Origin of the sequence: Shewanella sp. 4_MG-2023 (assembly GCF_030548015.1) — a bacterium.
In the GTDB taxonomy this organism is placed as follows: Bacteria; Pseudomonadota; Gammaproteobacteria; order Enterobacterales; family Shewanellaceae; genus Shewanella.
Window position 1 is genome coordinate 96,045 of the sequence record NZ_JAUORL010000006.1, and the last position, 22,856, is coordinate 118,900.

Consider the following 22,856-nt stretch of genomic DNA (forward strand, 5'->3'; position numbering starts at 1 on the left):
AACACTATGAGTTTTAATTTGAAAGCGCTACCTTTAGCAATTTCAGTCGCAATGCTACCAGCACTTGCAGTGGCCAATGACGCTACCGATGAAAAATTAGCCAAACTTGAACAACAAGTTAAATCATTACAAGCAAATCAAACTGCCAATTTGACCGAACGCTTCAAATTCAACGGATTTATGACGGGCGCTTTCATCACTTCCGATAACAACGCTGGTTATGCCGGAGCAACCACTTCAGCTAACTTCAATGAAGGCAGCAAATTTGGTTTACAAGGTACGTTTGCAATTACAGATCAGACTCAAGCTGTTATGCAGTTGATGATGAGAGGCGAAAATGATTGGGATGTAGAAGCTGAATGGGCTTATATCTCTCATCGCTTTGAAAATAATATCCAAGCTCGTGCAGGTAAATTACGTATACCACTGTATATGTACTCAGATTATCTTGATGTTGGTTATGCCCAGCCATTTGTACGTCCACCATCAGATGTATACGACCCAGTGCCATTTACCTCCTATACAGGTGGAGATGTTAGCTACGATGTTGAATTTGATGATTCAACAATGACCATTCAAGCTTTTGGTGGACAATCTGAAGCTGCTGGCGTTGACATGAAAAATATTTTAGGTGTCAATGTTACTTGGACTGATGAAACTTGGACTCTACGAGGCTTATACGGTGAAGCAATTTTAGACGGTGATGTTAAGCGTCAAATTACACAAGAACTAATACCAAATACCGAGATCGATGTCACTGTTACGCTACTAGAAATAGATCGAGAAAAAGGCACTTTCGCGGGAGTTGGCGCTAGTTACGATAATGGATCTTTCTTAGCCATTACAGAGTTAACAAGCATCGAAGTGGATGGCGCTTATCCTGATTCTGATTCCGGTTATTTAACCTTGGGTTACCGTATCAATGACTTCACACCTTATGTAACAGCTTCTTTCTTCGAAACTAAAGATAACGATAGCAGAACTATTATTGATGAGGCTTCAGCAATTCAAGCCGCAATTTTTAATGGCCAAAGAAAGTCATACAGTGCAGGCCTACGTTGGGATGCACTTGATAATTTAGCCATAAAATTCGACGTCACATACTCTAATGATTTTGGCGAAACATCTGGTGGATTAGAGACTAACATAGCAAAAGAATTTGATGATACTACCGTGTATACCGTTCAATTTGACGCAGTATTTTAATTAGGAGTGATGAAATGAAAAAATTATTATCTATTTTAGCGCTCAGTGTGAGCTGTGTGTTTTCTGTTAATGCTGCCGTAGTAGTGATCGGTAATCCAGCCGCTGCTGATATAAGCAAATCCGATGCTAAAAAAGCCTTTTTAGGCAAAGGTTCTTCATTTGTCGTTTATGAACTTGAAGAAGGCAACCCTATCCGCTCTGAATTTCATAGCGCAGTAACGGGTAAGTCTGATGCTCAGCTTAAAGCTTTTTGGTCAAAGCAGGTATTTACTGGTAAAGGCACACCACCAGCAACCATTGGTGACGCATCAGGCATGAAAGCTGCAATAGCAGCAGATGCTAATGCTATCGGTTATATTGACGAAGCCGATGTTGATGGCAGCGTGAAAGTAATTCTAAAACCATAACATTGCTCGAAATAGTGTGACTTAAACATAGATTATAAGCCTTGTTTACATATCACTAGTTAGTAATAAATAAAGGACTTAACTCTCGTTAGGTCCTTTTTTTATGTTTTGTTACAAAAGTAACCTAAAGGTATACGAAAGTATGATAAAAATTTGTTAATCTAGCAGCAAATCATAAACAAATAACAATGATGATTTGTGACTCTTTAACGGTTTATACATCGGCATAGGGTTATTTAGACAACCATTTCAAAGCAAACAGGGAAATAATTATGAAGGGACTAACCCTCACACCACTTTTTTCTGCCATGGCGTTAACTTTAGCGCTAAGTGCATGTTCAGATAATAACGTTGAAACCGTCCAAACGTCTCAAGCACCCAATGCGGTTGCAACGACAAGCATCACCCAAGATGCTAACAACCCTTTTTTCAAACCCTATGATACCTTTATGGAAATCCCAGATTTCGATAACATCAAAAATGAGCATTTTTTACCGGCTTTTGAAGCAGGCATTGCTGAACGTAAAGCTGAAATTAATAGCATTACCAATAACCCTGATGCTGCGACATTTGCAAACACCATTGAAGCGATGGAGTTTTCAGGCACCTTATTAACGAAAGTATCGAGCGTTTTCTATAATTTGACCGGTGCTCACACTAACCCAGATATACAAACGATTTCAAAACAAGTGTCACCTATGCTGTCATCAGCTAGTGATGATATTTATTTAAATGATAAATTATTTCAGCGCGTTAAAACTGTTTACGACCAAGCTGAAACCTATCAACTTAATACTGCACAAACTAAGCTTCTAGAAGATACTTACAAACGATTTACCCGTGGCGGCGCCAATTTATCGGCTGAAGATAAAAACACCCTACGGGCGTTAAATGAACAGATTGGTAAATTAAACTTAGAGTTTGGTGACAACCTACTGGCTGAAACCAATGCTTTTGAGCTTGTCGTAGATAAACAAACAGATTTAGCAGGCTTGCCTCAAGATATTATCGATACCGCTGCAGCAACAGCAACTAAGCGCGGCCATGAAGGTAAGTGGGTATTTACCACTTCACGCCCTTCTATCACACCATTTTTAACCTATGCAGAAAATCGTGATTTAAGAGAAGCGCTTTTTAAAGGTTATATTGAGCGTGCCAATAACAATAATGGCAATGACAATAAAACCGGCTTAGCTAAAATTGCATCACTTCGTGCTGAAAAAGCCAAATTAATGGGTTATAAAACCCATGCCCATTTTGTATTAGAAGAACGTACAGCTAAAACCCCTGAAAATGTTTACGGCTTACTTGATAAAGTTTGGCCAGCAGCACTAGCACAAGCTAATGCTGAAGTTGCTGATATGCAGGCACTTATCGACTCGCAAGGTGGTGACTTTACTTTACAAGCTTGGGATTGGTGGTATTACTCAGATCAAATCCGCGTTGCAAAATACGACTTTAATGAACAACAAACTCGGCCTTACTTTTCGCTAGAATCAACATTAGAAGGGGTATTTTATACCGCTAATCGCTTATTCGGCATCACAATGAAAGAGCGCACCGACTTACCTAAGTACCACCCAGATGTCAGAACCTGGGAAGTCTATGACAAAGATGGTTCATTAATGGCTATTTTCATGGGTGACTATTACGTACGTGATACTAAGCGAGGCGGCGCATGGATGAATGCCTACCGCTCGCAATACAATATGAATGGCGTTGAATCAAAGCCTATTATTCTCAATGTACTTAACTACCCTCGCCCAACGGGCAATGAGCCTTCACTGCTAACATTTGATGAAGCTAGCACCCTATTCCACGAGTTTGGACATGCGCTACATGGAATGCTATCAAAGGTTGAATATGCTTCTCAATCAGGTACTTCAGTACCGCGAGATTATGTCGAGTTCCCTTCACAAGTGATGGAAAACTGGATGACGCAACCTGAAGTGTTAGCGCAGTTTGCAAAACATTATAAAACCGGTGAAGTGATCCCCACTGAACTTGTTAAGAAAATTCAAGCTGCCAGTAAATTCAACCAAGGTTTTGCTACCGTTGAATATATGGCAGCCACTAAGCTTGATTTAGACTGGCATACACTTACAGACACCAAACTAAGAGATGCCGCCGAATTTGAAGCTGAATCACTTGCCAATATGGGCTTAATTAAAGAAATAGCCCCACGATATCGCAGCAGTTACTTCTCGCATATTTTTGCGGGTGGTTATTCTGCTGGTTATTACAGCTATCTTTGGTCTGATATTTTAGGCGCGGATGCTTTCGAAGCATTTAAAGAAAATGGTATTTTTGACCCAACAACAGCCCAAGCTTTTAGAGACAATATCTTGTCTCAAGGTGGCAGCGCCGACCCAATGCAGCTTTACCGTCAGTTCCGTGGTAAAGATGCCGGTATCGAACCACTGTTAAAAAGCCGTGGTCTTTTAGAAGATAACGCAGCGGATTAGCCCTGTAGGTCATCGGCAGTGAGTAGTCATTCAACTAGCCTTATTGTTAAAGTAAGGCTGTCTGATAAGAGCTAACTACTCTCAAGTAAAGCACCGCTGCAAAGTGGTGCTTTTTTTATGCTGATAAAGGAATGCTTTACTGTCATTAAAGCGCTGCGCTATCAATTTACTGCCAGCTAAATCAAACACTAAACCCATAGCAACCAGAAAAATTCAGCAAACAGCCTTTAAAAACCATTTTAGTTAACTAACAGACCATCAAATCATAACTTTGCAATGTAGTTTCTGTATAATCCACCGCAATTAACTCACAAATCAAACCTGATGAGTTAACAAAATAATAGAGCATAAAAATCAAGCTCAGGGTCATAATAAGAGAGAAAACAATGGTAAACCAAAAGCTATTAGTCACTATTATTGCTGGCGTACTAGGCGTTAGCGCATGTGATTTATTACATGATCAGACTACAGAAGTTAAGTCTGGTGATGTGCACCCCCTCACTGTCAATTTACGAATTCTAGAAACATCGGATCTCCATGCCAACATCATGGATTTTGATTATTACAAAACAAAATATGATCCGACTATAGGCTTAGCTCGCACTGCCAGTTTAATTAAACAGCAAGGTCAAAGTGCTGATAATTTTGTCTTAGTAGATAATGGGGATTTGCTCCAAGGCAGCCCTATGGGTGACTATGTTGCCAACAGTTTCAAACAGAAAACAACCCTCCTTGATACTCACCCAGCTTATAAAGCCATGAACACCTTAGGTTACTCTGTTGGTAACATTGGAAATCACGAATTTAACTACGGTTTAGATTTCTTATATCAGTCTCTCGCGGGTGCCAACTTCCCTTATATTAACGCCAACGTATTATGTGAAGCCGACTGTTGGGATAACAAAGTCAAAGGCGATAACCTATTTACCCCTTATATCATCGAAGAAAAAAACGTCGTCGACACCAATGGCGATAAACACATCATTAAAATCGGCTATATCGGTTTTGTACCTCCACAAATCCTATTATGGGACAAACAAAACCTTACGGGTAAAGTCACCGTAATGGGGATTATAGAAGCAGCTGAAAAATTTGTGCCTATGATGAAAGCTCAAGGTGCTGACATTATCGTCGCAATACCCCACTCTGGGGTAGGAAGCCCTGAAAACCCTATCGATATAACTGATGAAAACGCCACTTGGGCATTATCAAAGGTAGCGGGTATTGATGCCATTACCTTTGGCCACAGTCACTCAATATTCCCTTCAAGCACCTTTGCTGCACTTAAAGATGCCGACATAAATAAAGGCACCATAAATGGCGTTGCGGCGGTTATGCCAGGACGTTGGGGTGATAATTTAGGCGTCATCGATTTTAAATTAGCATTACAAAACGGTAACTGGACTGTCGTAGATAGTATGGCCAAAGCCTTACCTATCTTTGATAAAAGTGCGGCTAAACCAGAGCTAGTCACGGCAGATAAAGCCATCCGTGATGCTATTGCCACAGAGCATCAAGCGACATTAGATTATGTCGATCAGCCCATAGGTAAAGCATCAGCTGATATGTTTAGCTTTTTGACCTTAGTGCAAGATGACCCCAGCGTTCAAATTGTGTCAGATGCGCAAATAGCGAAAGTTAAAGCAAACTTAACCGCGGCATTACAACACATTCCGGTATTGTCGGCTGCTGCGCCATTTAAAGCAGGCGGCCGCCATAGCACCACAGCTGATGCAGAGTCTTATGTGCAAGTCCCAAGCGGTGAGCTAACCTATAAAAATGCGGCAGATTTATATCTTTACCCCAACACGTTAGTTGCAGTTAAGGTCACTGGCGCTCAGATAAAAGACTGGTTAGAGTGTAGTGCTAATCAATTTAATCAAATTGATGTTAATTCTACTGAGCCTCAATACCTGATTAACTGGAATACCCACCGCACCTATAACTTTGATGTCATAGATGGTGTCAGCTACAACATTGATGTGACTCAACCTAATAAATTTGATGGCGATTGCGCACTAGTCAATGCAGATGCTAACCGAATCGTGGCGCTATCTTACACAGAGGGCAATACTGTTATTAGCGGTGCTGAATTTAATGCAAAAGAGTTTATAATCGCAACCAACAATTATCGTGCATTTGGCGGGAAATTTGCTGGTACTGGTTCTGATTTCGTTGTGATGGAACTGCCAGACTCCAACCGTGAAGCCCTAGCGCAATATATTACTGAAGCAACGAAAAACCATGGCGAGGTGGATCCAAGTGCAGATAATAACTGGGACTTTATGACCATCAAGTCGGCAAAAACATTGGATATTCGCTTTGAAACTCAAAACAGTAAACTTGCAGACAAATTTATCACCGACTATCAACAGCGCCCTATGACAAAGCGCACTGATATCACAGATGAATTTGGTTTTGCGATTTACAATATTGACCTGCAATCCCCTGTTAAAACTAAATAATCAACCTTTAACATCAAAAAAGGCGCTGCGGCGCCTTTTTATCTAACCTTTAAAACAAGTCTAATCATCAAGTTCAAACATCAATCCCATTTTAGTAATTAGTGCCAATGGCACTTTATGTTGATTACGTTTAGCGCATAATTTTTGATGTTCAACACTTTTAGGCTCACCAGTCACCACTACTCTTACTTGATAACCCAAGGCCTTCGCTGCGGCTTCATAAGCCATATATTCCCAACGGCATACATTGGTGTTATCACAAATAACGTAAGGCTCGTTATGAGCCATCGCATTAATAAATGCGGTTAAATTAGCCTGGTGATACTGGGTGAGTTTTTTTGGATTAAAGAGGTATTCGCCATTACGAACAAAATAACTGTCAGTAGAGAAGTAACCATATTGCCGTATGTGTATGGCGTTATCTACACCTAACTGTTCAATGAATTCATTAACCCAAGTTGATTTACCACTACCCGGTAAACCGCGCATGATTATCGCAACTTTATCCCTACTCAAGCACTCATTTCCTTTGTCGCGACTTCACTGCCAAGGGTTTTACCGGCTAAAATTAACTCTACTAACGCAGGCACAACATCACCAGCTTTACCGGTAAAATGATATTGAAATTGGCTATGGCGATCTGCCGCTAACAGATTAACTTCTACTGTTTGTGCACCATGATGATTAGCGCTGTCGACAAAGCCCGCTGCGGGATAAACCGTCCCAGAAGTCCCAATAGCGATAAATAAATCACAGTTATCCAGCGCATCATGAATTCTATCCATACCAAATGGCATTTCACCAAACCAGACAATATGCGGCCTTAATCGTTTGGCAGGAATACAGCAGGTACAGCAATTGTCTTCACCAAAAGGTTCTCTAAGGACAAACGTTTGCAATGACTGTGGGCAGCGTCCTTTGGATAATTCTCCATGCATATGTAATAAACGTTTTGAACCTGCCCGCTCGTGTAAATCATCTACATTTTGAGTGATAACCAGTAGCTTGCCAGGAAACTCAGCTTCTAGTTTCGCTAATGCAGCATGAGCGGCATTAGGATGAACTTCACCGCTATGCAAGTTTTCCCAGCGACAATTATAGAAACGTTCAACTAAATTGATATCGCGGGCATAACCTTCAGGCGTAGCGACATCTTCAATATGATGACGTTCCCACAAACCATCTTGATCTCGGAAGGTTTTTATCCCCGATTCAGCTGAAATACCTGCGCCAGTTAAGACCACTATCTGCTGATACATGTGAATTCCTTGTTTTGATTATAATTATCATTGCAGGGCATAAAGCTTAATAACCCTCTTTAACACTATAGTGATATAAAAGCCGTTAATGCTCAATAATCCCTTAGTATAAGTAAGTTTATTAGGTTTTTTTTAACCTAATGCGCATTAATGTATGTTTCATTGGCCAAAATCAGTGCTTATATGACGATTAACTCATTTGAAAGGTTTCAGTTTCTTAATGCAACACATATAATGATCTTAATTATCCACGGACGAACCGATAAGGTTCTGTAATCAAGAGATTAGCGATGACAGATGGAAATCAAGCACTCAAGAAAGCAGGTTTAAAAATTACACTGCCTCGAGTTAAAATTCTAGAACTAATGCAAGCCCCTGAAAACCAACATATCAGTGCCGAAGATTTATACAAAAAATTACTCGATATCGGTGAGGAAATTGGATTAGCTACTGTTTATCGCGTATTAAACCAATTTGATGATGCTGGTATTCTAAATCGTCACCATTTTGAAAGTGGTAAAGCGGTTTTTGAAATGTCGACTCAAAAGCATCATGATCATCTTGTTTGCCTAACCTGCGATAAAGTGATTGAATTTTCTGATGATGTGATTGAACGTCGTCAGGACGAAATTGCAATGCGTCATAATATTAAGCTAACTCACCACAGCTTATATTTATACGGTCACTGCACCAATGACAGCTGTGATCACGCTGACGAATAATTATCGCCAAGCCTGATAAATAGTCATTAAAAAACCAGCATACTTGCTGGTTTTTTTGTTTTTACACTCGCCATAAGTTATGCCTTTATAAAGCCATTTGATACACATGTACTTTCGAGCCGAGATATTCGCTTTCTTCATGTATGCTCATACCGAGCTTTTTCGCTATCGCTTCTGAACCTGTATTGCCATGTAAAATAAGGGCTATGACTAAATCAATATCGAACTGTGGCTTTAGTGTATCAACTACCGCTTGCGCTGCCTCATTGCCTATGCCCTTGCCCCAATATTCTGGTAAATAGCGATAACCTATTTCTACTTTATCGTATTCAGGAAGATATTTAGGCCCACAAAAGCCAATGACTTTATTATCTTCCTTATGATGCACCGCCCAACGACCAAAACCATGCTTTTGATAATCAGCTTGAATAATTGAGGTAAAAATCTCTTTTGCTTCAGCTATGCTAGTAAGTGGCTCTTGGGGGATATAAGTTAATATTTCTGGAATACTGTTCATTAAAAATAATGCTTCTGCATCCTCTTCAACAAAAGGTCGCATGATAAGCCTTGGGGTTTCAGTAATAATACCAATCGGTTTTATGACGTTACTCATGGTTATCCTTAATCATTTAAATATTCATATAGCCAGTTAAACACAGAATAACACGTTGTAAAATATGAAATTATGTTTTTATAGACATGATTGCAGGATAAAACCTAGCAACAAAAAGCATAAAACAAAAAAGGCGCCAAATGGCGCCTTTTGATTAACTCACTAGAATTTACCAGCCAGTTTTAGTACGCAGTGCTTTACCGATGTCAGCTAAAGAGCGAACTGTGCTTACGCCAGCAGCTTCTAATGCAGCAAACTTATCTTCAGCAGTACCTTTACCACCAGCGATAATTGCGCCAGCATGACCCATACGCTTACCTTCTGGTGCAGTAACACCAGCAATGTAAGATACAACAGGCTTAGTTACATTTGCTTTGATGAATTCAGCAGCTTCTTCTTCAGCAGTACCACCAATTTCACCAATCATTACGATTGCTTCAGTTTGTGGATCGTTTTGGAACATTTCCAATACGTCGATGAAGTTAGTACCTGGAATTGGGTCACCACCAATACCTACACAAGTAGATTGGCCAAAACCTTCGTCAGTAGTTTGTTTAACAGCTTCGTACGTTAATGTACCAGAGCGTGAAACAATACCGACTTTACCAGGCTTGTGGATGTGACCAGGCATGATACCAATCTTACACTCACCAGGAGTAATAACACCTGGACAGTTAGGACCAATCATACGCACGCCAGTTTCTTCAAGTTTAACTTTAACTTGAAGCATGTCTAAAGTTGGAATACCTTCAGTAATGCATACGATTAGCTCAATGCCACCGTCGATTGCTTCAAGGATTGCATCTTTACAAAAAGGTGCTGGTACATAGATAACAGTCGCAGTTGCACCCGTTTCAGCTACAGCATCTTTAACAGTATTAAATACAGGAAGACCTAGGTGAACTTGACCACCTTTTCCTGGAGATACACCGCCAACCATTTTTGTACCGTAAGCAATTGCTTGCTCAGAGTGGAAAGTACCTTGGCCACCAGTGAAACCTTGACAGATAACTTTAGTATCTTTGTTAATTAATACGGACATTATTTGCCCTCCGCAGCAGCAACAACTTTCTCAGCAGCATCAGTTAATGACGCAGCTGCGATAATATCAAGACCAGAACCTGCAAGCACTTCACGGCCTAATTCAGCGTTAGTACCTTCAAGACGGACAACAACAGGAACTTCTACACCGACTTCTTTTACAGCGCCGATAATACCTTCTGCAATCATGTCACAACGTACGATGCCACCAAAGATGTTAACTAAAACAGCTTTAACGTTTGAGTCAGAAAGAATGATTTTAAATGCTTCTGCTACACGTTCTTTAGTTGCTCCGCCGCCAACGTCTAAGAAGTTAGCTGGCTTGCCGCCATGTAGGTTTACGATGTCCATAGTACCCATTGCTAGGCCTGCACCGTTAACCATACAACCCACGTTTCCGTCTAATGCAACGTAGTTAAGTTCAAACTTAGCTGCGTGTGCTTCACGAGCATCATCTTGTGATGGATCGTGCATGTCACGGATTTTAGGTTGACGGAATAAAGCATTTCCATCGATACCAATCTTGCCATCAAGACAATGGATATTACCTTCGTCAGTGATCACAAGCGGGTTGATTTCTAATAAAGCGAAATCATGGTCTTCGAACATTTTTGCAAGACCCATAAACACTTTAGTGAACTGCTTCATTTGAGTTGGGTTTAAACCTAACTTAAAGCCAAGATCACGTGCTTGGTATGGTTGAGGACCTGTTAAAGGATCGATAATTGCTTTGTGAATTAACTCTGGGGTTTCTTCAGCCACAGTTTCAATTTCAACGCCACCTTCAGTTGATGCCATAAACACAACGCGACGAGTCGCACGGTCAACAACAGCACCTAGGTAAAGTTCATTTGCAATATCAGTACAGCTTTCTACTAAAATTTTAGCAACAGGCTGGCCTTTTTCATCAGTTTGGTAAGTCACTAAGTTCTTACCTAACCATTTTTCAGCAAATGCTCTGATTTCTTCTTTATCGCCAGTGACTTTAACGCCACCTGCTTTACCACGGCCGCCAGCGTGTACTTGACACTTAACAACCCACATATCGCCGCCAATGTGACCAGCAGCTTCTACCGCTTCTTGGGCTGTATCGCAAGCGAAGCCTTCTGAAACTGGTAAACCATATTCGGCAAATAAGGATTTTGCCTGATACTCATGCAAATTCATGATGATCTATCCATATACTTCTTTATAAAATCCTACTGGCTCTAACGAGCCAGCTACGAGGGTATTGTCTAGTTGACTCTTAGAGGTCAAGCAATAGACGAGTTGGATCTTCAAGGAAGTCTTTAATAGCGACCAAGAAACCAACCGACTCACGGCCATCAACAATTCGATGATCGTAAGATAATGCTAGGTACATCATAGGTTGAATAACAACCTCACCATTCACAGCCATTGGGCGATCTTTAATAGCATGCATGCCTAAAATCGCGCTTTGTGGAAGGTTTAAAATTGGCGTCGACATTAGCGAGCCAAATACGCCGCCATTAGTCACGGTGAAGTTACCACCGGTCATATCAGCAACAGATAACTTGCCATCACGGCCTTTGATTGCTAATTCACGCACATTTTTTTCAATTTCAGCAAGGCTCATGGTATCGGTATCACGTAATACTGGGGTAACCAGACCACGTGGCGTTGATACCGCAATGCTGACATCAAAGTAGTTGTGATAAACCAGTTCATCACCGTCGATAGACGCGTTAACTTCAGGGAAACGTTTTAATGCTTCAGTCACAGCTTTTACGTAGAAAGACATGAAACCTAAACGAATACCATGACGTTTTTCAAATACTTCTTGGTATTGCTTACGAATATCCATGATTGGCTGCATGTTAACTTCGTTAAACGTTGTTAGCATTGCCGTAGAGTTTTTAGCCTCTAATAAACGATTAGCAATAGTCTTACGTAAACGCGTCATAGGAACACGTTTTTGAGTACGACCTTCAAGTGGTGCAATTGGCGCAGGCGCTGCAGCAGGTTTAGCCGCAGGTGCTGACTTCACAAATGCTTCAACATCTTCTTTAGTCACACGTCCACCAACACCAGTGCCTTTTACTTTGCTTGCATCAAGGTTATGCTCAGCAATGAGACGGCGTACAGATGGGCTTAATGCATCATTTGACTCATCTGTAGATTCAGCTACTGGTGATGCAGCTTCTGCTTCTGCTTTAGTCACTTCTTGGCCTGAAACTGCACCAGCAACGAAGTTTGCAATCACTTGCTCACCAAGAACAGTGTCACCTTCTTGGAATAATAATTCGCTAATAGAACCATCTTCTGGCGCAACAACTTCTAGTACAACTTTATCAGTTTCGATATCAACTAGATTTTGGTCACGAGAAACCTGTTCGCCAGGTTGCACATGCCATGTCGCGATTGTTGCATCTGCAACTGATTCTGGCAGAACGGGTACCTTAATTTCGATACTCATGGAAAGCTTTCCTTTTATAATTTTCTATTACGACAGTTTTAATGCGCTATTAACTAATGCTTCTTGTTGGCGTGCATGCAGAGCAGGATAACCACAAGCTGGTGCAGCAGATGCCTCACGGCCAGCGTAGGTTAGTTCAGCTCCGGCAGGGATAGCTGCCCAGAAATGATGTTGGCTACAATACCAAGCACCTTGGTTCTGAGGTTCTTCCTGACACCAAACAAAATCTTTAACGTGCTGATAGTCAGCAAGTGCGGCTTGCATTTCTTCTTGCGGGAACGGATAAAGCTGCTCCACACGGACAATAGCAACGTTAGTAATTTCTTGTTTACGACGCTTGTCGAGTAATTCGAAATACACCTTACCACTACAGAAGACAACGCGATCAACCTTGCTCGCGTCTAATGCATCAAGCTCACCAATCACACTTTGGAAACTTCCTTCAGCGAGCTCTTCAAGTGTAGAAACCGCTAATGGATGACGTAGTAATGATTTAGGCGACATCACCACCAGTGGACGACGCATAGGACGTACAACTTGACGGCGTAGCATGTGATAAACCTGTGCAGGTGTAGAAGGAACACACACTTGCATATTGTGGTTTGCACAAAGCTGTAAGAAACGCTCAAGACGAGCAGATGAATGCTCTGGGCCTTGGCCTTCATAACCATGGGGAAGTAGCATCGTTAGACCACATAATCGGCCCCACTTTTGCTCACCTGAAGATAAGAACTGATCGATAACCACTTGAGCACAATTAACAAAGTCACCAAACTGCGCTTCCCAGATGGTTAATCCGCCCGGCTCTGCTGTGGCATAACCGTACTCAAATGCCAGTACCGAGGCTTCTGATAATACTGAGTCAGTAATATCAATCTCGCCCTGTTCATCAGCGACATTACGAAGCGGCAAATAAGTCGTACCATCATTTTGATTATGTAAAACTGCATGACGATGGAAGAAAGTACCACGACCAGAATCCTGACCGGTAATACGAACGCGTTTTTTATCTTCCAAAATGGTGGCGTAAGCTAAGGTTTCAGCAAAGCCCCAATCAACCGGTTTTTCACCGTTTGCCATCGATACACGGTCTTTATAAATCTTAGCGACCCGTGATTGCAATTTGTGGCTTTCAGGAATATCTACCATCTTTTGCGCAAGACCAATCAGCTTGTCAAAGTTCATTGCACCTTGATAGCTTTCATCCCACTCACGATTAAGATACGGCGACCAGTCAACAGTGTGTAACGTCATTGGACGCCACTCTTTCACTACACAATCACCTGCATCTAATGCATCACGGTAGTTATTGACAAGGCCAGTAACGTCATCAGCAGAGATACTATCTTCTTGAATTAATCGATCAGCATAAATCTTACGCGGCGTAGGATGCTTCTTAATTTTTGCGTACATTAGCGGCTGCGTTGCACTTGGCTCATCAGCTTCGTTATGACCATGGCGGCGATAACACACTAAATCAATCACCACATCACGCTTAAATTCGTTACGGTAATCCACCGCTAACTGCGAAATAAAGGCAACAGCTTCAGGATCATCTGCATTGACATGGAAAATAGGCGCTTGGACCATTTTGGCAATATCAGTACAGTATTCCGTTGAACGCACATCGGCAGTATTAGAGGTAGTGAAACCCACTTGGTTATTAATAACGATACGAATACTACCGCCAACTTTAAAACCACGGGTCTGAGACATGTTAAATGTCTCTTGCACAATACCTTGTCCAGTAATTGCCGAGTCACCATGAATGGTAATTGGCATAACTTGTAAACCATCGCTACAACCACGTCTGTCTTGACGCGCTCGTACTGAACCAATAACCACAGGGTTAACGATTTCTAAATGTGATGGGTTAAAGGCCAGTGCTAAATGAACGTTTCCGCCTGGCGTTTCGAAATCAGATGAAAAGCCTTGGTGATACTTAACGTCACCAGAACCTTGGATTTCATCATGCTTACCGGCAAATTCATCAAATAATTCAGCAGGACGCTTACCCAGTACGTTAACAAGGACGTTTAAGCGACCACGGTGAGCCATACCGACGACAATTTCTTTGGTACCTGCTTCACCTGCGCGATATAAAATCTCACGCATCATTGGCACTAACGCATCACCACCTTCAAGCGAGAAACGTTTTGCGCCTGGAAATTTTGCGCCAAGGTATTTTTCCATACCTTCAGCAGCATTTAGGCCTTCTAGAATGCGTTTCTTAGTGGTGTTATCGTAATTTGCTTTACCCAAAGACGGTTCAAGACGTTGCTGAATCCAACGCTTTTCATCGGTATCGGTAATATGCATGTATTCAGCACCAATAGAACCACAATAGGTACTTTTTAATGCATGAACTATGTCGGCTAATTTAAGGGTGTCACTACCGTATGCAAATGAACCGGTATTGAACTCACGTTGCATATCTTCGGCATCTAAACCATGAAATGCTGGGTCTAATTCAGATACTGGCTCACGGTGCCATAAACCTAACGGATCAAGGTTAGCATTTTGGTGACCACGAAAACGGTGAGCGTTAATTAACTGGAGGACTTTTACTTGTTTAGCATCTAACTCTGGGTCAGTAACACGGCTAGCGCCTTTGGCACGACCTTCTAATGCTAAACTGCGGAAATAATCACGTACTTTAGAGTGTGCAGTTTCAGGTAGATCTTGAGAAGTACCATTTACCGCAGGGAGATTATCAAAAACGACTTGCCAATCAGCGGTAACTGAACTTGGATCTTCTTGATAGGCTTCATACATCTCTTCTACGTAGGTCGAATTTGAGCCACTTAAATGTGACGATTCGAGCCAAGCTTTCATGATGCCTTGGTGCATTACTTTTCCTTCCAAACTTGATACACGTGCTTCGCCAATTTCATAATTGCGATACCTGGTTGCACCACAATCGAATCGTATTAACTCTTTCGTTTAACGCTGTTTATCAACTACGGATAATAGCGATATAACTATATAATTTAAACAGTTAATTACAAAGGTCTTCTAACACACACAAAAGAGTCATCCCCATAGTTGAAGATGACTCCCCAATAGAGCTATATAACAATAAATCCCAGCTCTATGTTGCGCATTTACACTGCTCGCTTCAGTAACATTGACTTAATGTGGCCAATGGCTTTAGTTGGGTTTAGTCCTTTAGGACACACATCAACACAATTCATAATACCGTGACAACGGAACACACTGTAAGCATCGTCTAAACCATCTAAACGCTCTTCAGTTGCCGTATCGCGGCTATCAATTAAGAAGCGATATGCATGCAGTAAACCACTTGGTCCGATAAATTTATCAGGGTTCCACCAGAAAGATGGACAAGCAGTAGAACAACAAGCACACATGATACATTCATATAATCCGTCTAAATGAGCACGCTCTTCAGGTGATTGTAAATGTTCACGAGCCGGTGTTTTCTCATCATTGATAAGAAACGGTTTAATTTTTTCGTACTGAGTGTAGAACTGAGTCAGGTCGACAATTAAATCGCGCACAACTGGCATGCCAGGAAGTGGGCGAATTTCAATTTTCTTACCTTTAAAAGTAGAAACAGGCGTAATACACGCAAGGCCGTTTTTACCATTCATGTTCATACCATCACTGCCACATACACCCTCACGACATGAGCGTCTAAATGATAATGCAGGATCTAACTCTTTCAGCTTCATCAGTGCATCTAGTACCATCATATCGGTACCTTCTTCCACATCTAAACTGTAATCCTGCATATATGGTTTAGTGTCTACATCAGGATTGTAGCGATAAACTGCAAATTCCAATTTCATCGGGGCTTCTCCTAGTAGGTACGCTTGATAGGCGGGAATGCCGCACGAAGCTTAGGCTCCATGTTGACTTCACGCTTAGTCATTTCTTCTGTGACGGGGTCAAAGACGCTATGACATAACCAATTATCATCATCACGGTCTAAGAAATCCTCACGAGAATGCGCACCACGACTTTCTGTACGGAAGTTCGCAGCATAAGCTGTCGCAATTGCTGTCGCCATCAAGTTATCAAGCTCTAAACATTCAATACGTTGAGTATTAAATTCTGAAGAGTTATCAGATAACTTAGCATTCGCTAAACGATCGCGAATTGCTTTAAGCTCTTTAAGGCCTTCAGCCATTGCATCACCACTTCTAAATACAGAGAAGTTAAGTTGCATACATAACTGTAAGTCTTTACGAATAACAGCAGGATCTTCACCGTCTTTATTGCTTTCCCAGCGATTAAGACGCTCAAGTGATGCTGAAATTTGCTCTTCAGATGGCGCTTTTGGATCCGCAGTCGCATCGAGTGCTTTACCTAAATGCTGACCAGCAGCACGTCCAAATACCACTAAATCCAGTAATGAGTTACCACCAAGGCGGTTTGCACCGTGTACTGATACACAAGCAATTTCACCTACAGCGAATAAACCCACGATATCTTGTTCAGTGCCATCAGCATTTTGACGAACAACTTGACCACTCACTTTAGCGGGTAGACCACCCATCATGTAATGACATGTTGGCAATACAGGAATTGGGCCATCTGCTGGATCAATATGCGCAAAAGTACGAGAAAGTTCACAAACACCAGGAAGACGAGCTTCTAATGTTTCTTTACCTAAGTGATCAAGCTTAAGTAAACAATGCGGCCCTAATGGACCATCTAATCCACGGCCTTCACGAATTTCTGTCATCATCGAGCGAGCAACAACATCACGTGATGCTAAATCTTTTGCATTTGGTGCATAACGTTCCATGAAACGCTCGCCATCTTTATTTAAAAGATAACCACCTTCACCACGACAACCTTCAGTTACAAGCACACCTGCGCCAGCAATACCCGTTGGGTGGAACTGCCACATTTCCATGTCTTGCATTTGAACGCCAGCGCGCATTGCCATACCAACACCGTCACCAGTATTAATATGTGCATTGGTGGTTGAAGCATAAATACGCCCTGCACCACCGGTTGCTAAAATGGTTGCCTTCGCTTTGAAGTAAACAATCTCGCCAGTTTCAATTTCAATAGCCGTACAACCAACTATTGCACCGTCATCGTTTTTCACTAAATCGAGTGCATACCACTCAGAAAATACTTCAGTTTTGTGTTTAACATTTTGCTGATAAAGACAATGAAGTAATGCATGACCTGTACGGTCAGCTGCAGCTGCAGTACGTGCCGCTTGCTCGCCACCAAAGTTTTTTGATTGGCCACCAAACGGACGCTGGTAAATAGTACCGTTTTCAAAACGTGAGAATGGCAAACCCATTTGCTCAAGTTCAATAACCGCCTCTGGACCTGTCTTACACATGAACTCGATTGCTTCTTGGTCACCGATAAAATCAGAACCTTTCACGGTATCGTACATGTGCTGTTCCCAGTGATCTTCATGAGCATTACCCAACGCAACGGTAATACCACCTTGCGCAGATACTGTATGAGAACGGGTTGGGAAAACTTTAGATAAAAGCGCACAGCTCTTACCTTCTTTAGAAATTTGTAATGCCGCTCGCATGCCAGCGCCACCAGCGCCAATCACTACTGCGTCAAATTCGCGAACTGGAATACTCACTTATACACCCCACACAATTAATATGCCTGCAGCTAGATAACAAAAAGCTGCTACGACAAAAACGAACTGAAGTAATCCACGCATTGATACGTTTTTAACGTAATCAGTTAACACTTGCCAAATACCAATCCATGAATGGATAAGTACAGCAACAAGCGCTAATAAAGTGAATACTTTCATTGGTAAGGTACTGAATAACCCCTGCCAAATTTCGTATGTCAATGGAGCGCTACACGCAATAAAACCCACCATAAAAATGGTATAACAGGCTAAAATTACGGCACTAGCACGAATTAAAATAAAATCATGAACACCACTGCGTCCAAGGCTTGCTGCATTTGTTACCATACCCAAATCCCCACGATGATAGAAAACGCCGCTGATAACACAAAGGCGATTTTTGCTGACGCTAAGCCAGAGGCAAGCTCTTCCCAACGACCGGTATCCATAATCAGATGACGTACGCCAACGATTAAGTGATAACCCAACGCGGTTAGAATTCCCCAAATAACAAACTTAACTAGCAGGTTATCAAAAAGAGATTGTAAGCCAGCGAAACTCTCAGGCGATGCTAAAGATTCATTTAGCATCCAAATAAGAATACCGACAGCAAACAGCATGATAACACCGGAAATACGGTGAAGAATTGACGCAATCGCTGTTGCAGGAAAGCGAATGGTCTGTAGGTCTATATGGACAGGTCTTTGCTTTTTCACGTTCTGCTCACTCAGCTCCATTGAGCATTATTTTTATTATTCATCTTGCTTTGCTTCTATTTGTTACACCAAACTACAAATGTAAACAAAATGTTGAAACTTAACAGACTACTATCAAACACTTAACCATTTGAGAATTCACTAATTTAGACAACGTAAAAATGTTTTCAAAAATGTGATGTTTGTCGCCCTTCAGGACGCAGGCAAGTATACTCAAGGCAATTGTCAAATACAAACATCACACTATGTAAAATTTGTTTTTTGATGTTTTTTTTGCAAAAAAACCATTGCTAACAAGGCGTCTAGCAAGCTTTATACCATGGTCTAATAAATTTAAACGCTTATTTAAATTGAAATGTGACACTAATTCACTGTAAAGTAATGTCCGCTTAACATGCCGCACTCACAGAAAAGAATGAAGTAAGGAGAACGGGGTATGGCTGACAATATAGCCAAATTAGAGTTACCGGGGACAGATTCGATCGAATTACCTATCAAGCAGGGAACTGCTGGGTTTGATGTAATCGATATCAGTAAACTTGGAAAGACAGGTCATTTCACCTTCGATCCAGGTTTTTTAGCGACCGCATCTTGCGAGTCTGCAATTACATACATTGATGGCGAAAAAGGTGTACTTACACACCGTGGCTATCCAATTTATGAACTAGCTACTGAATCTAACTATTTAGACGTTTGTTACTTACTGCTTTATGGTGAATTACCAAGCAAAACTCAATACGAAGAGTTTGTGGCTATGGTTAAGAATCACACCATGGTGAACGAGCAATTAGCTTCGTTTTTCAGAGGTTTCCGTCGTGATGCACATCCAATGGCTATGCTATGTGGTGTTACGGGTGCATTATCTGCGTTTTACCAAGATTCTCTTGATGTCAATGATGAAAAACATCGTGAAATTGCGGCTTTCCGCCTTGTTTCTAAGATGCCAACCATTGCAGCAATGTGCTACAAGTATTCAATCGGTCAACCTTTTGTTTACCCACGCAACGACCTAAGTTATGCAGGTAATTTCCTTAGCATGATGTTCGCTGTTCCGTGTGAACAATACCAAGTCAATCCAGTTGTTGAAAAAGCAATGGACAGAATCTTTGTATTACACGCTGATCATGAACAAAACGCTTCTACCTCTACGGTTCGTTTAGCGGGTTCATCTGGTGCTAACCCATTTGCATGTATCGCAGCGGGTATTGCTTCACTATGGGGTCCTGCTCATGGTGGTGCTAACGAAGCTTGTCTAAATATGCTTGAAGAAATTGGCAGTGTTGATCGCATCCCTGAGTTTATTGCTCGTGCGAAAGACAAAGCTGATCCATTCCGCTTAATGGGCTTTGGTCATCGCGTTTACAAAAACTTCGACCCTCGCGCTAAAGTGATGCGTGAAACATGTCATGAAGTGTTAGCTGAGCTAAATGTGAACGATCCTTTGCTAGATGTAGCGATGGAACTTGAACGCATTGCTTTAGAAGACGATTATTTCGTATCTAAAAAGCTTTATCCAAATGTTGATTTCTACTCAGGGATCATCATGAAAGCAATCGGTATCCCTACTAGTATGTTTACAGTGTTATTTGCACTTTCTCGTACTGTTGGTTGGATTGCACATTGGAAAGAAATGCTTGACCAACCAGGTCACAAAATCAGTCGTCCACGTCAGTTATACACTGGCTCAGACGAGCGTGACTTTGTCAGCATAGATAAACGATAACTTAATCGTTTGTGAAAAAAGCGCCTATTTAGGCGCTTTTTTAATGCCTAGAGAAGCTGTTTTGTTAGCGTTGACAGCCTCGCTCAATGAACACAAAAATCCCTTGCTGCGAACTTTGGTTACCATAGCAGCCAAGTATGAATAAAACTGCCAAACACATTTATCCCCGTTTAAAGCTCATTCACCATAGATTGGTCATAAGCCACATTATCTAGGTCCGCTTCATTATTTACTAAATCCTAATAGCCGCCACAGGTTAATTTTAGTCGAAATTAAAGGGTCGCCGGCACTTTAGCGCTTGGTTTTGTATTACAAATTAGAATTAAATAAGCTTTAAAATATGTCCAAAGTACGCCATAAATCGGCCTAATTAACCCAATTACATTTGTGTTTATAGAAGGAGTTGCATCAGATTTGTGCTAGGCAATACAACTGCCTATTAGAAATATTTCCGATTTTAATTCATTTGAAGTTAAAGATTAAGCTAGAAAAATACTGTAAATCATCCAAAAACATTCATAAAATAGTCATTTTCATTCACGTTAGGCCCTAATAAACAATAAATTGAGTAAAAATATCAATTAAATCTGATATAAAAAGCTGCTTTTTAAATTATATCGCTATAAAGAAAATCTTTTTGTTCTAAAAAATGGCCATTAGAGATATTAAAACTTACAATTTGGTTTCCTTTTTACCCAGAATTTGGTCTTCTTTATACGCTTTTACACCTTGAAATATTTTCACGTTCATTTTATTTGTATTATTAATAATTTTCTTGTTAAAGCCAAATTAATTCAATGGCCATTTACCCACAATCCTAATCAACAAAAATCAGAACCCTTAGTTCAAATCTTAGTAAGCAATTTCACCATTTGTTGAGCATTCCCACTACCCCTTGTTAACATTTAAGTTCCTAAAATACCGCTACCCAATTAAAGCACTGAAAAATAACAATAATTTATTTTGGCACATTACGTGCTTTGTAAACATAAATTCAACATTTATTACATGTTATAACGTGACGTTTGCATGCTTTGGTTTCAGACTCTGTGGCATGTCACGTCACTTATAACACTTAGTTAATTGGCAGGTATCCCATGGAAAGGTTCAACAACATTAAAAAATTCACCTCATCCGTTTTTTGTATTACGGCATTTTCAATCATGCTTAGTGGCTGTAATGGTGAACAAGAAACAGCTGCAGAAGAAGAAAAATACGCGGTACCTGTTGAGGTATCACAAGTGACTCAAGGAAATGTGTCTTCATTTTATAGCACCACCGCGACGCTAGAAGCGCCCGAGGAAGCCCATGTTGTCACCCGAATTGCAGGCTTAATTACTTCAATAAACGTTGAAGAAGGCGATAGAGTTACAAAGGGCCAAGCACTGGCGACCATTGATGCCAAACGCCAACAATTTGATTATCAGCGTGCGCTTGCTGAAGTTCAGATTATTGAGCAAGAATTAAACCGCTTAAAACAGATGAAAAACAAAGAATTTGTAAGTCAAGATGTGATGGCAAAGCTGGAGTTTAACTTACAAGCCGCAATGGCTCAGCGAGATCTCGCAGAACTATACGTGATTGAAAGCCGCATTGTTTCACCTATCGATGGCATTGTCGCCACCAGGCATGTGAAAAAAGGCAATATGGCCAAAGAGTTTGAAGAGTTGTTTTATATTGTCAATCAAGATGAACTACACGGAATTGTACATTTACCAGAGCAACAACTTAATAGCTTACGTTTAGGACAAGAAGCGCGCATTAGTAATCAATACGCTAATAACAAGGGCTCAACAGAACAAGATATTATCGCTAATGTATTACGAATTAGCCCAATTGTTGATGCCCAAAGCGGTACATTCAAAGTAACTATCGCCATCAACAATAAAGACGCAACATTAAAAGCCGGCATGTTCACGCGTGTTGAGCTTAAATATGATACCCACAATGATGTTGTTACTGTGCCTTTTAACGCCATTATTAACCAAGATGACACCCAAGCACTGTATGTCATTAAAGATAACACCGCTAACCGTCGTGAAGTGATTCTCGGTTATCGCGAAAATGATAAAGTTGAAATTCTATCTGGTGTGCAATCTGGTGAACAAATCGTCATTCGTGGTCAGCAAAACCTTAAAGACCTGTCGTTAGTTGAAATCATCAGTCCGCTTTCTTACGCCAAAAACAGCCTAGCCAGCAAATAGACAAGGAT

General features: G+C 41.1%; 18 protein-coding genes. 7 read left to right on the forward strand and 11 right to left on the reverse strand.

Annotation, left to right across the window (positions count from 1 at the left end; all coding sequences use genetic code 11):
* Positions 1 to 6 precede the first annotated feature (6 nt).
* The 4 genes from Q4546_RS04980 to Q4546_RS04995 all read left to right on the forward strand — a co-directional run bounded on the left by Q4546_RS04980 (position 7) and on the right by Q4546_RS04995 (position 6,543).
* Positions 7 to 1,206 (forward strand): outer membrane protein, encoded by a 1,200-nt coding sequence (locus tag Q4546_RS04980; RefSeq protein ID WP_303445811.1) that lies wholly within the window; start codon positions 7 to 9, stop codon positions 1,204 to 1,206.
* A gap of 14 nt (positions 1,207 to 1,220) precedes the next feature.
* Positions 1,221 to 1,613 (forward strand): phosphate ABC transporter substrate-binding protein, encoded by a 393-nt coding sequence (locus tag Q4546_RS04985; RefSeq protein WP_102476215.1) that lies wholly within the window; start codon positions 1,221 to 1,223, stop codon positions 1,611 to 1,613.
* Between the two features lie 272 nt (positions 1,614 to 1,885).
* Positions 1,886 to 4,078: a M3 family metallopeptidase gene (locus tag Q4546_RS04990; RefSeq protein WP_303445812.1), complete on the forward strand. Its 2,193-nt coding sequence runs from the start codon at positions 1,886 to 1,888 to the stop codon at positions 4,076 to 4,078.
* Positions 4,079 to 4,464: 386 nt separating this feature from the next.
* Positions 4,465 to 6,543 (forward strand): bifunctional 2',3'-cyclic-nucleotide 2'-phosphodiesterase/3'-nucleotidase, encoded by a 2,079-nt coding sequence (locus Q4546_RS04995; RefSeq protein ID WP_303445813.1) that lies wholly within the window; start codon positions 4,465 to 4,467, stop codon positions 6,541 to 6,543.
* A 60-nt stretch (positions 6,544 to 6,603) separates the two neighbouring features.
* Here Q4546_RS04995 and Q4546_RS05000 read toward each other — a convergent pair whose 3' ends face one another.
* Both Q4546_RS05000 and cobB read right to left on the reverse strand, forming a co-directional pair.
* Positions 6,604 to 7,032: an AAA family ATPase gene (locus tag Q4546_RS05000; protein WP_303445840.1), complete on the reverse strand. Its 429-nt coding sequence runs from the start codon at positions 7,030 to 7,032 to the stop codon at positions 6,604 to 6,606.
* Positions 7,033 to 7,055: 23 nt separating this feature from the next.
* A complete protein-coding gene (gene cobB, locus Q4546_RS05005) occupies positions 7,056 to 7,802 on the reverse strand; it encodes a Sir2 family NAD+-dependent deacetylase (RefSeq protein WP_303445815.1) in 747 nt (248 codons plus the stop codon).
* Between the two features lie 290 nt (positions 7,803 to 8,092).
* On the opposite strand from cobB, the gene fur reads away from it, so the two are divergent.
* Positions 8,093 to 8,524 (forward strand): ferric iron uptake transcriptional regulator, encoded by a 432-nt coding sequence (gene fur / locus Q4546_RS05010; RefSeq protein WP_303445817.1) that lies wholly within the window; start codon positions 8,093 to 8,095, stop codon positions 8,522 to 8,524.
* Positions 8,525 to 8,609: 85 nt separating this feature from the next.
* Here the strand turns inward: fur and Q4546_RS05015 are convergent, their stop codons facing one another.
* The 9 genes from Q4546_RS05015 to sdhC all read right to left on the reverse strand — a co-directional run bounded on the left by Q4546_RS05015 (position 8,610) and on the right by sdhC (position 18,942).
* Positions 8,610 to 9,110: a GNAT family N-acetyltransferase gene (locus Q4546_RS05015; protein ID WP_303412640.1), complete on the reverse strand. Its 501-nt coding sequence runs from the start codon at positions 9,108 to 9,110 to the stop codon at positions 8,610 to 8,612.
* 196 nt (positions 9,111 to 9,306) lie between these two features.
* Positions 9,307 to 10,179 (reverse strand): succinate--CoA ligase subunit alpha, encoded by an 873-nt coding sequence (gene sucD, locus Q4546_RS05020; RefSeq protein ID WP_102438301.1) that lies wholly within the window; start codon positions 10,177 to 10,179, stop codon positions 9,307 to 9,309.
* A complete protein-coding gene (gene sucC / locus Q4546_RS05025; RefSeq protein WP_076537457.1) occupies positions 10,179 to 11,345 on the reverse strand; it encodes an ADP-forming succinate--CoA ligase subunit beta in 1,167 nt (388 codons plus the stop codon). Before sucC ends, sucD begins: the two co-directional genes overlap by 1 nt.
* 79 nt (positions 11,346 to 11,424) lie before the next feature.
* Positions 11,425 to 12,615 (reverse strand): 2-oxoglutarate dehydrogenase complex dihydrolipoyllysine-residue succinyltransferase, encoded by a 1,191-nt coding sequence (odhB, locus tag Q4546_RS05030; RefSeq protein ID WP_102438303.1) that lies wholly within the window; start codon positions 12,613 to 12,615, stop codon positions 11,425 to 11,427.
* A gap of 27 nt (positions 12,616 to 12,642) precedes the next feature.
* Positions 12,643 to 15,465 carry a 2-oxoglutarate dehydrogenase E1 component gene (gene sucA / locus Q4546_RS05035; RefSeq protein ID WP_102476209.1) on the reverse strand — a complete coding sequence of 941 codons (2,823 nt, stop codon included), beginning with the start codon at positions 15,463 to 15,465 and terminating at the stop codon, positions 12,643 to 12,645.
* Positions 15,466 to 15,719: 254 nt separating this feature from the next.
* Entirely contained in the window at positions 15,720 to 16,427 is a 708-nt protein-coding gene (locus Q4546_RS05040) for a succinate dehydrogenase iron-sulfur subunit (RefSeq protein ID WP_076537448.1), read from the reverse strand.
* 11 nt (positions 16,428 to 16,438) lie between these two features.
* Entirely contained in the window at positions 16,439 to 18,205 is a 1,767-nt protein-coding gene (sdhA, locus tag Q4546_RS05045) for a succinate dehydrogenase flavoprotein subunit (RefSeq protein WP_076537446.1), read from the reverse strand.
* Positions 18,206 to 18,553, reverse strand: a complete 348-nt coding sequence (sdhD, locus tag Q4546_RS05050) for a succinate dehydrogenase, hydrophobic membrane anchor protein (RefSeq protein WP_303445818.1) — start codon at positions 18,551 to 18,553, stop codon at positions 18,206 to 18,208. It lies immediately after the preceding gene.
* Positions 18,547 to 18,942, reverse strand: a complete 396-nt coding sequence (gene sdhC / locus Q4546_RS05055; RefSeq protein WP_102438307.1) for a succinate dehydrogenase, cytochrome b556 subunit — start codon at positions 18,940 to 18,942, stop codon at positions 18,547 to 18,549. Before sdhC ends, sdhD begins: the two co-directional genes overlap by 7 nt.
* 415 nt (positions 18,943 to 19,357) lie before the next feature.
* Between sdhC and Q4546_RS05060 the strand changes: the two genes are divergently transcribed.
* A complete protein-coding gene (locus Q4546_RS05060; protein ID WP_102438309.1) occupies positions 19,358 to 20,644 on the forward strand; it encodes a citrate synthase in 1,287 nt (428 codons plus the stop codon).
* A 1,097-nt stretch (positions 20,645 to 21,741) separates the two neighbouring features.
* The gene (locus Q4546_RS05065; RefSeq protein ID WP_102438311.1) at positions 21,742 to 22,848 is read left to right on the forward strand and encodes an efflux RND transporter periplasmic adaptor subunit; all 1,107 of its coding nucleotides are present in this window, start codon (positions 21,742 to 21,744) and stop codon (positions 22,846 to 22,848) included.
* The last annotated feature ends 8 nt before the right edge of the window (positions 22,849 to 22,856 follow it).

Bases quoted from the DNA above. Each gene is read 5' to 3' on its own strand.
- Q4546_RS04980 (WP_303445811.1), top strand. From the start codon at position 7: ATGAGTTTTAATTTGAAAGCGCTACCTTTAGCAATTTCAGTCGCAATG.
- Q4546_RS04985 (WP_102476215.1), top strand. From the start codon at position 1,221: ATGAAAAAATTATTATCTATTTTAGCGCTCAGTGTGAGCTGTGTGTTT.
- Q4546_RS04990 (WP_303445812.1), top strand. From the start codon at position 1,886: ATGAAGGGACTAACCCTCACACCACTTTTTTCTGCCATGGCGTTAACT.
- Q4546_RS04995 (WP_303445813.1), top strand. From the start codon at position 4,465: ATGGTAAACCAAAAGCTATTAGTCACTATTATTGCTGGCGTACTAGGC.
- Q4546_RS05000 (WP_303445840.1), bottom strand. From the start codon at position 7,032: ATGCGCGGTTTACCGGGTAGTGGTAAATCAACTTGGGTTAATGAATTC.
- cobB (WP_303445815.1), bottom strand. From the start codon at position 7,802: ATGTATCAGCAGATAGTGGTCTTAACTGGCGCAGGTATTTCAGCTGAA.
- fur (WP_303445817.1), top strand. From the start codon at position 8,093: ATGACAGATGGAAATCAAGCACTCAAGAAAGCAGGTTTAAAAATTACA.
- sucD (WP_102438301.1), bottom strand. From the start codon at position 10,179: ATGTCCGTATTAATTAACAAAGATACTAAAGTTATCTGTCAAGGTTTC.
- sucC (WP_076537457.1), bottom strand. From the start codon at position 11,345: ATGAATTTGCATGAGTATCAGGCAAAATCCTTATTTGCCGAATATGGT.
- odhB (WP_102438303.1), bottom strand. From the start codon at position 12,615: ATGAGTATCGAAATTAAGGTACCCGTTCTGCCAGAATCAGTTGCAGAT.
- sucA (WP_102476209.1), bottom strand. From the start codon at position 15,465: ATGCACCAAGGCATCATGAAAGCTTGGCTCGAATCGTCACATTTAAGT.
- Q4546_RS05040 (WP_076537448.1), bottom strand. From the start codon at position 16,427: ATGAAATTGGAATTTGCAGTTTATCGCTACAATCCTGATGTAGACACT.
- sdhD (WP_303445818.1), bottom strand. From the start codon at position 18,553: ATGGTAACAAATGCAGCAAGCCTTGGACGCAGTGGTGTTCATGATTTT.
- sdhC (WP_102438307.1), bottom strand. From the start codon at position 18,942: ATGGAGCTGAGTGAGCAGAACGTGAAAAAGCAAAGACCTGTCCATATA.
- Q4546_RS05060 (WP_102438309.1), top strand. From the start codon at position 19,358: ATGGCTGACAATATAGCCAAATTAGAGTTACCGGGGACAGATTCGATC.
- Q4546_RS05065 (WP_102438311.1), top strand. From the start codon at position 21,742: ATGGAAAGGTTCAACAACATTAAAAAATTCACCTCATCCGTTTTTTGT.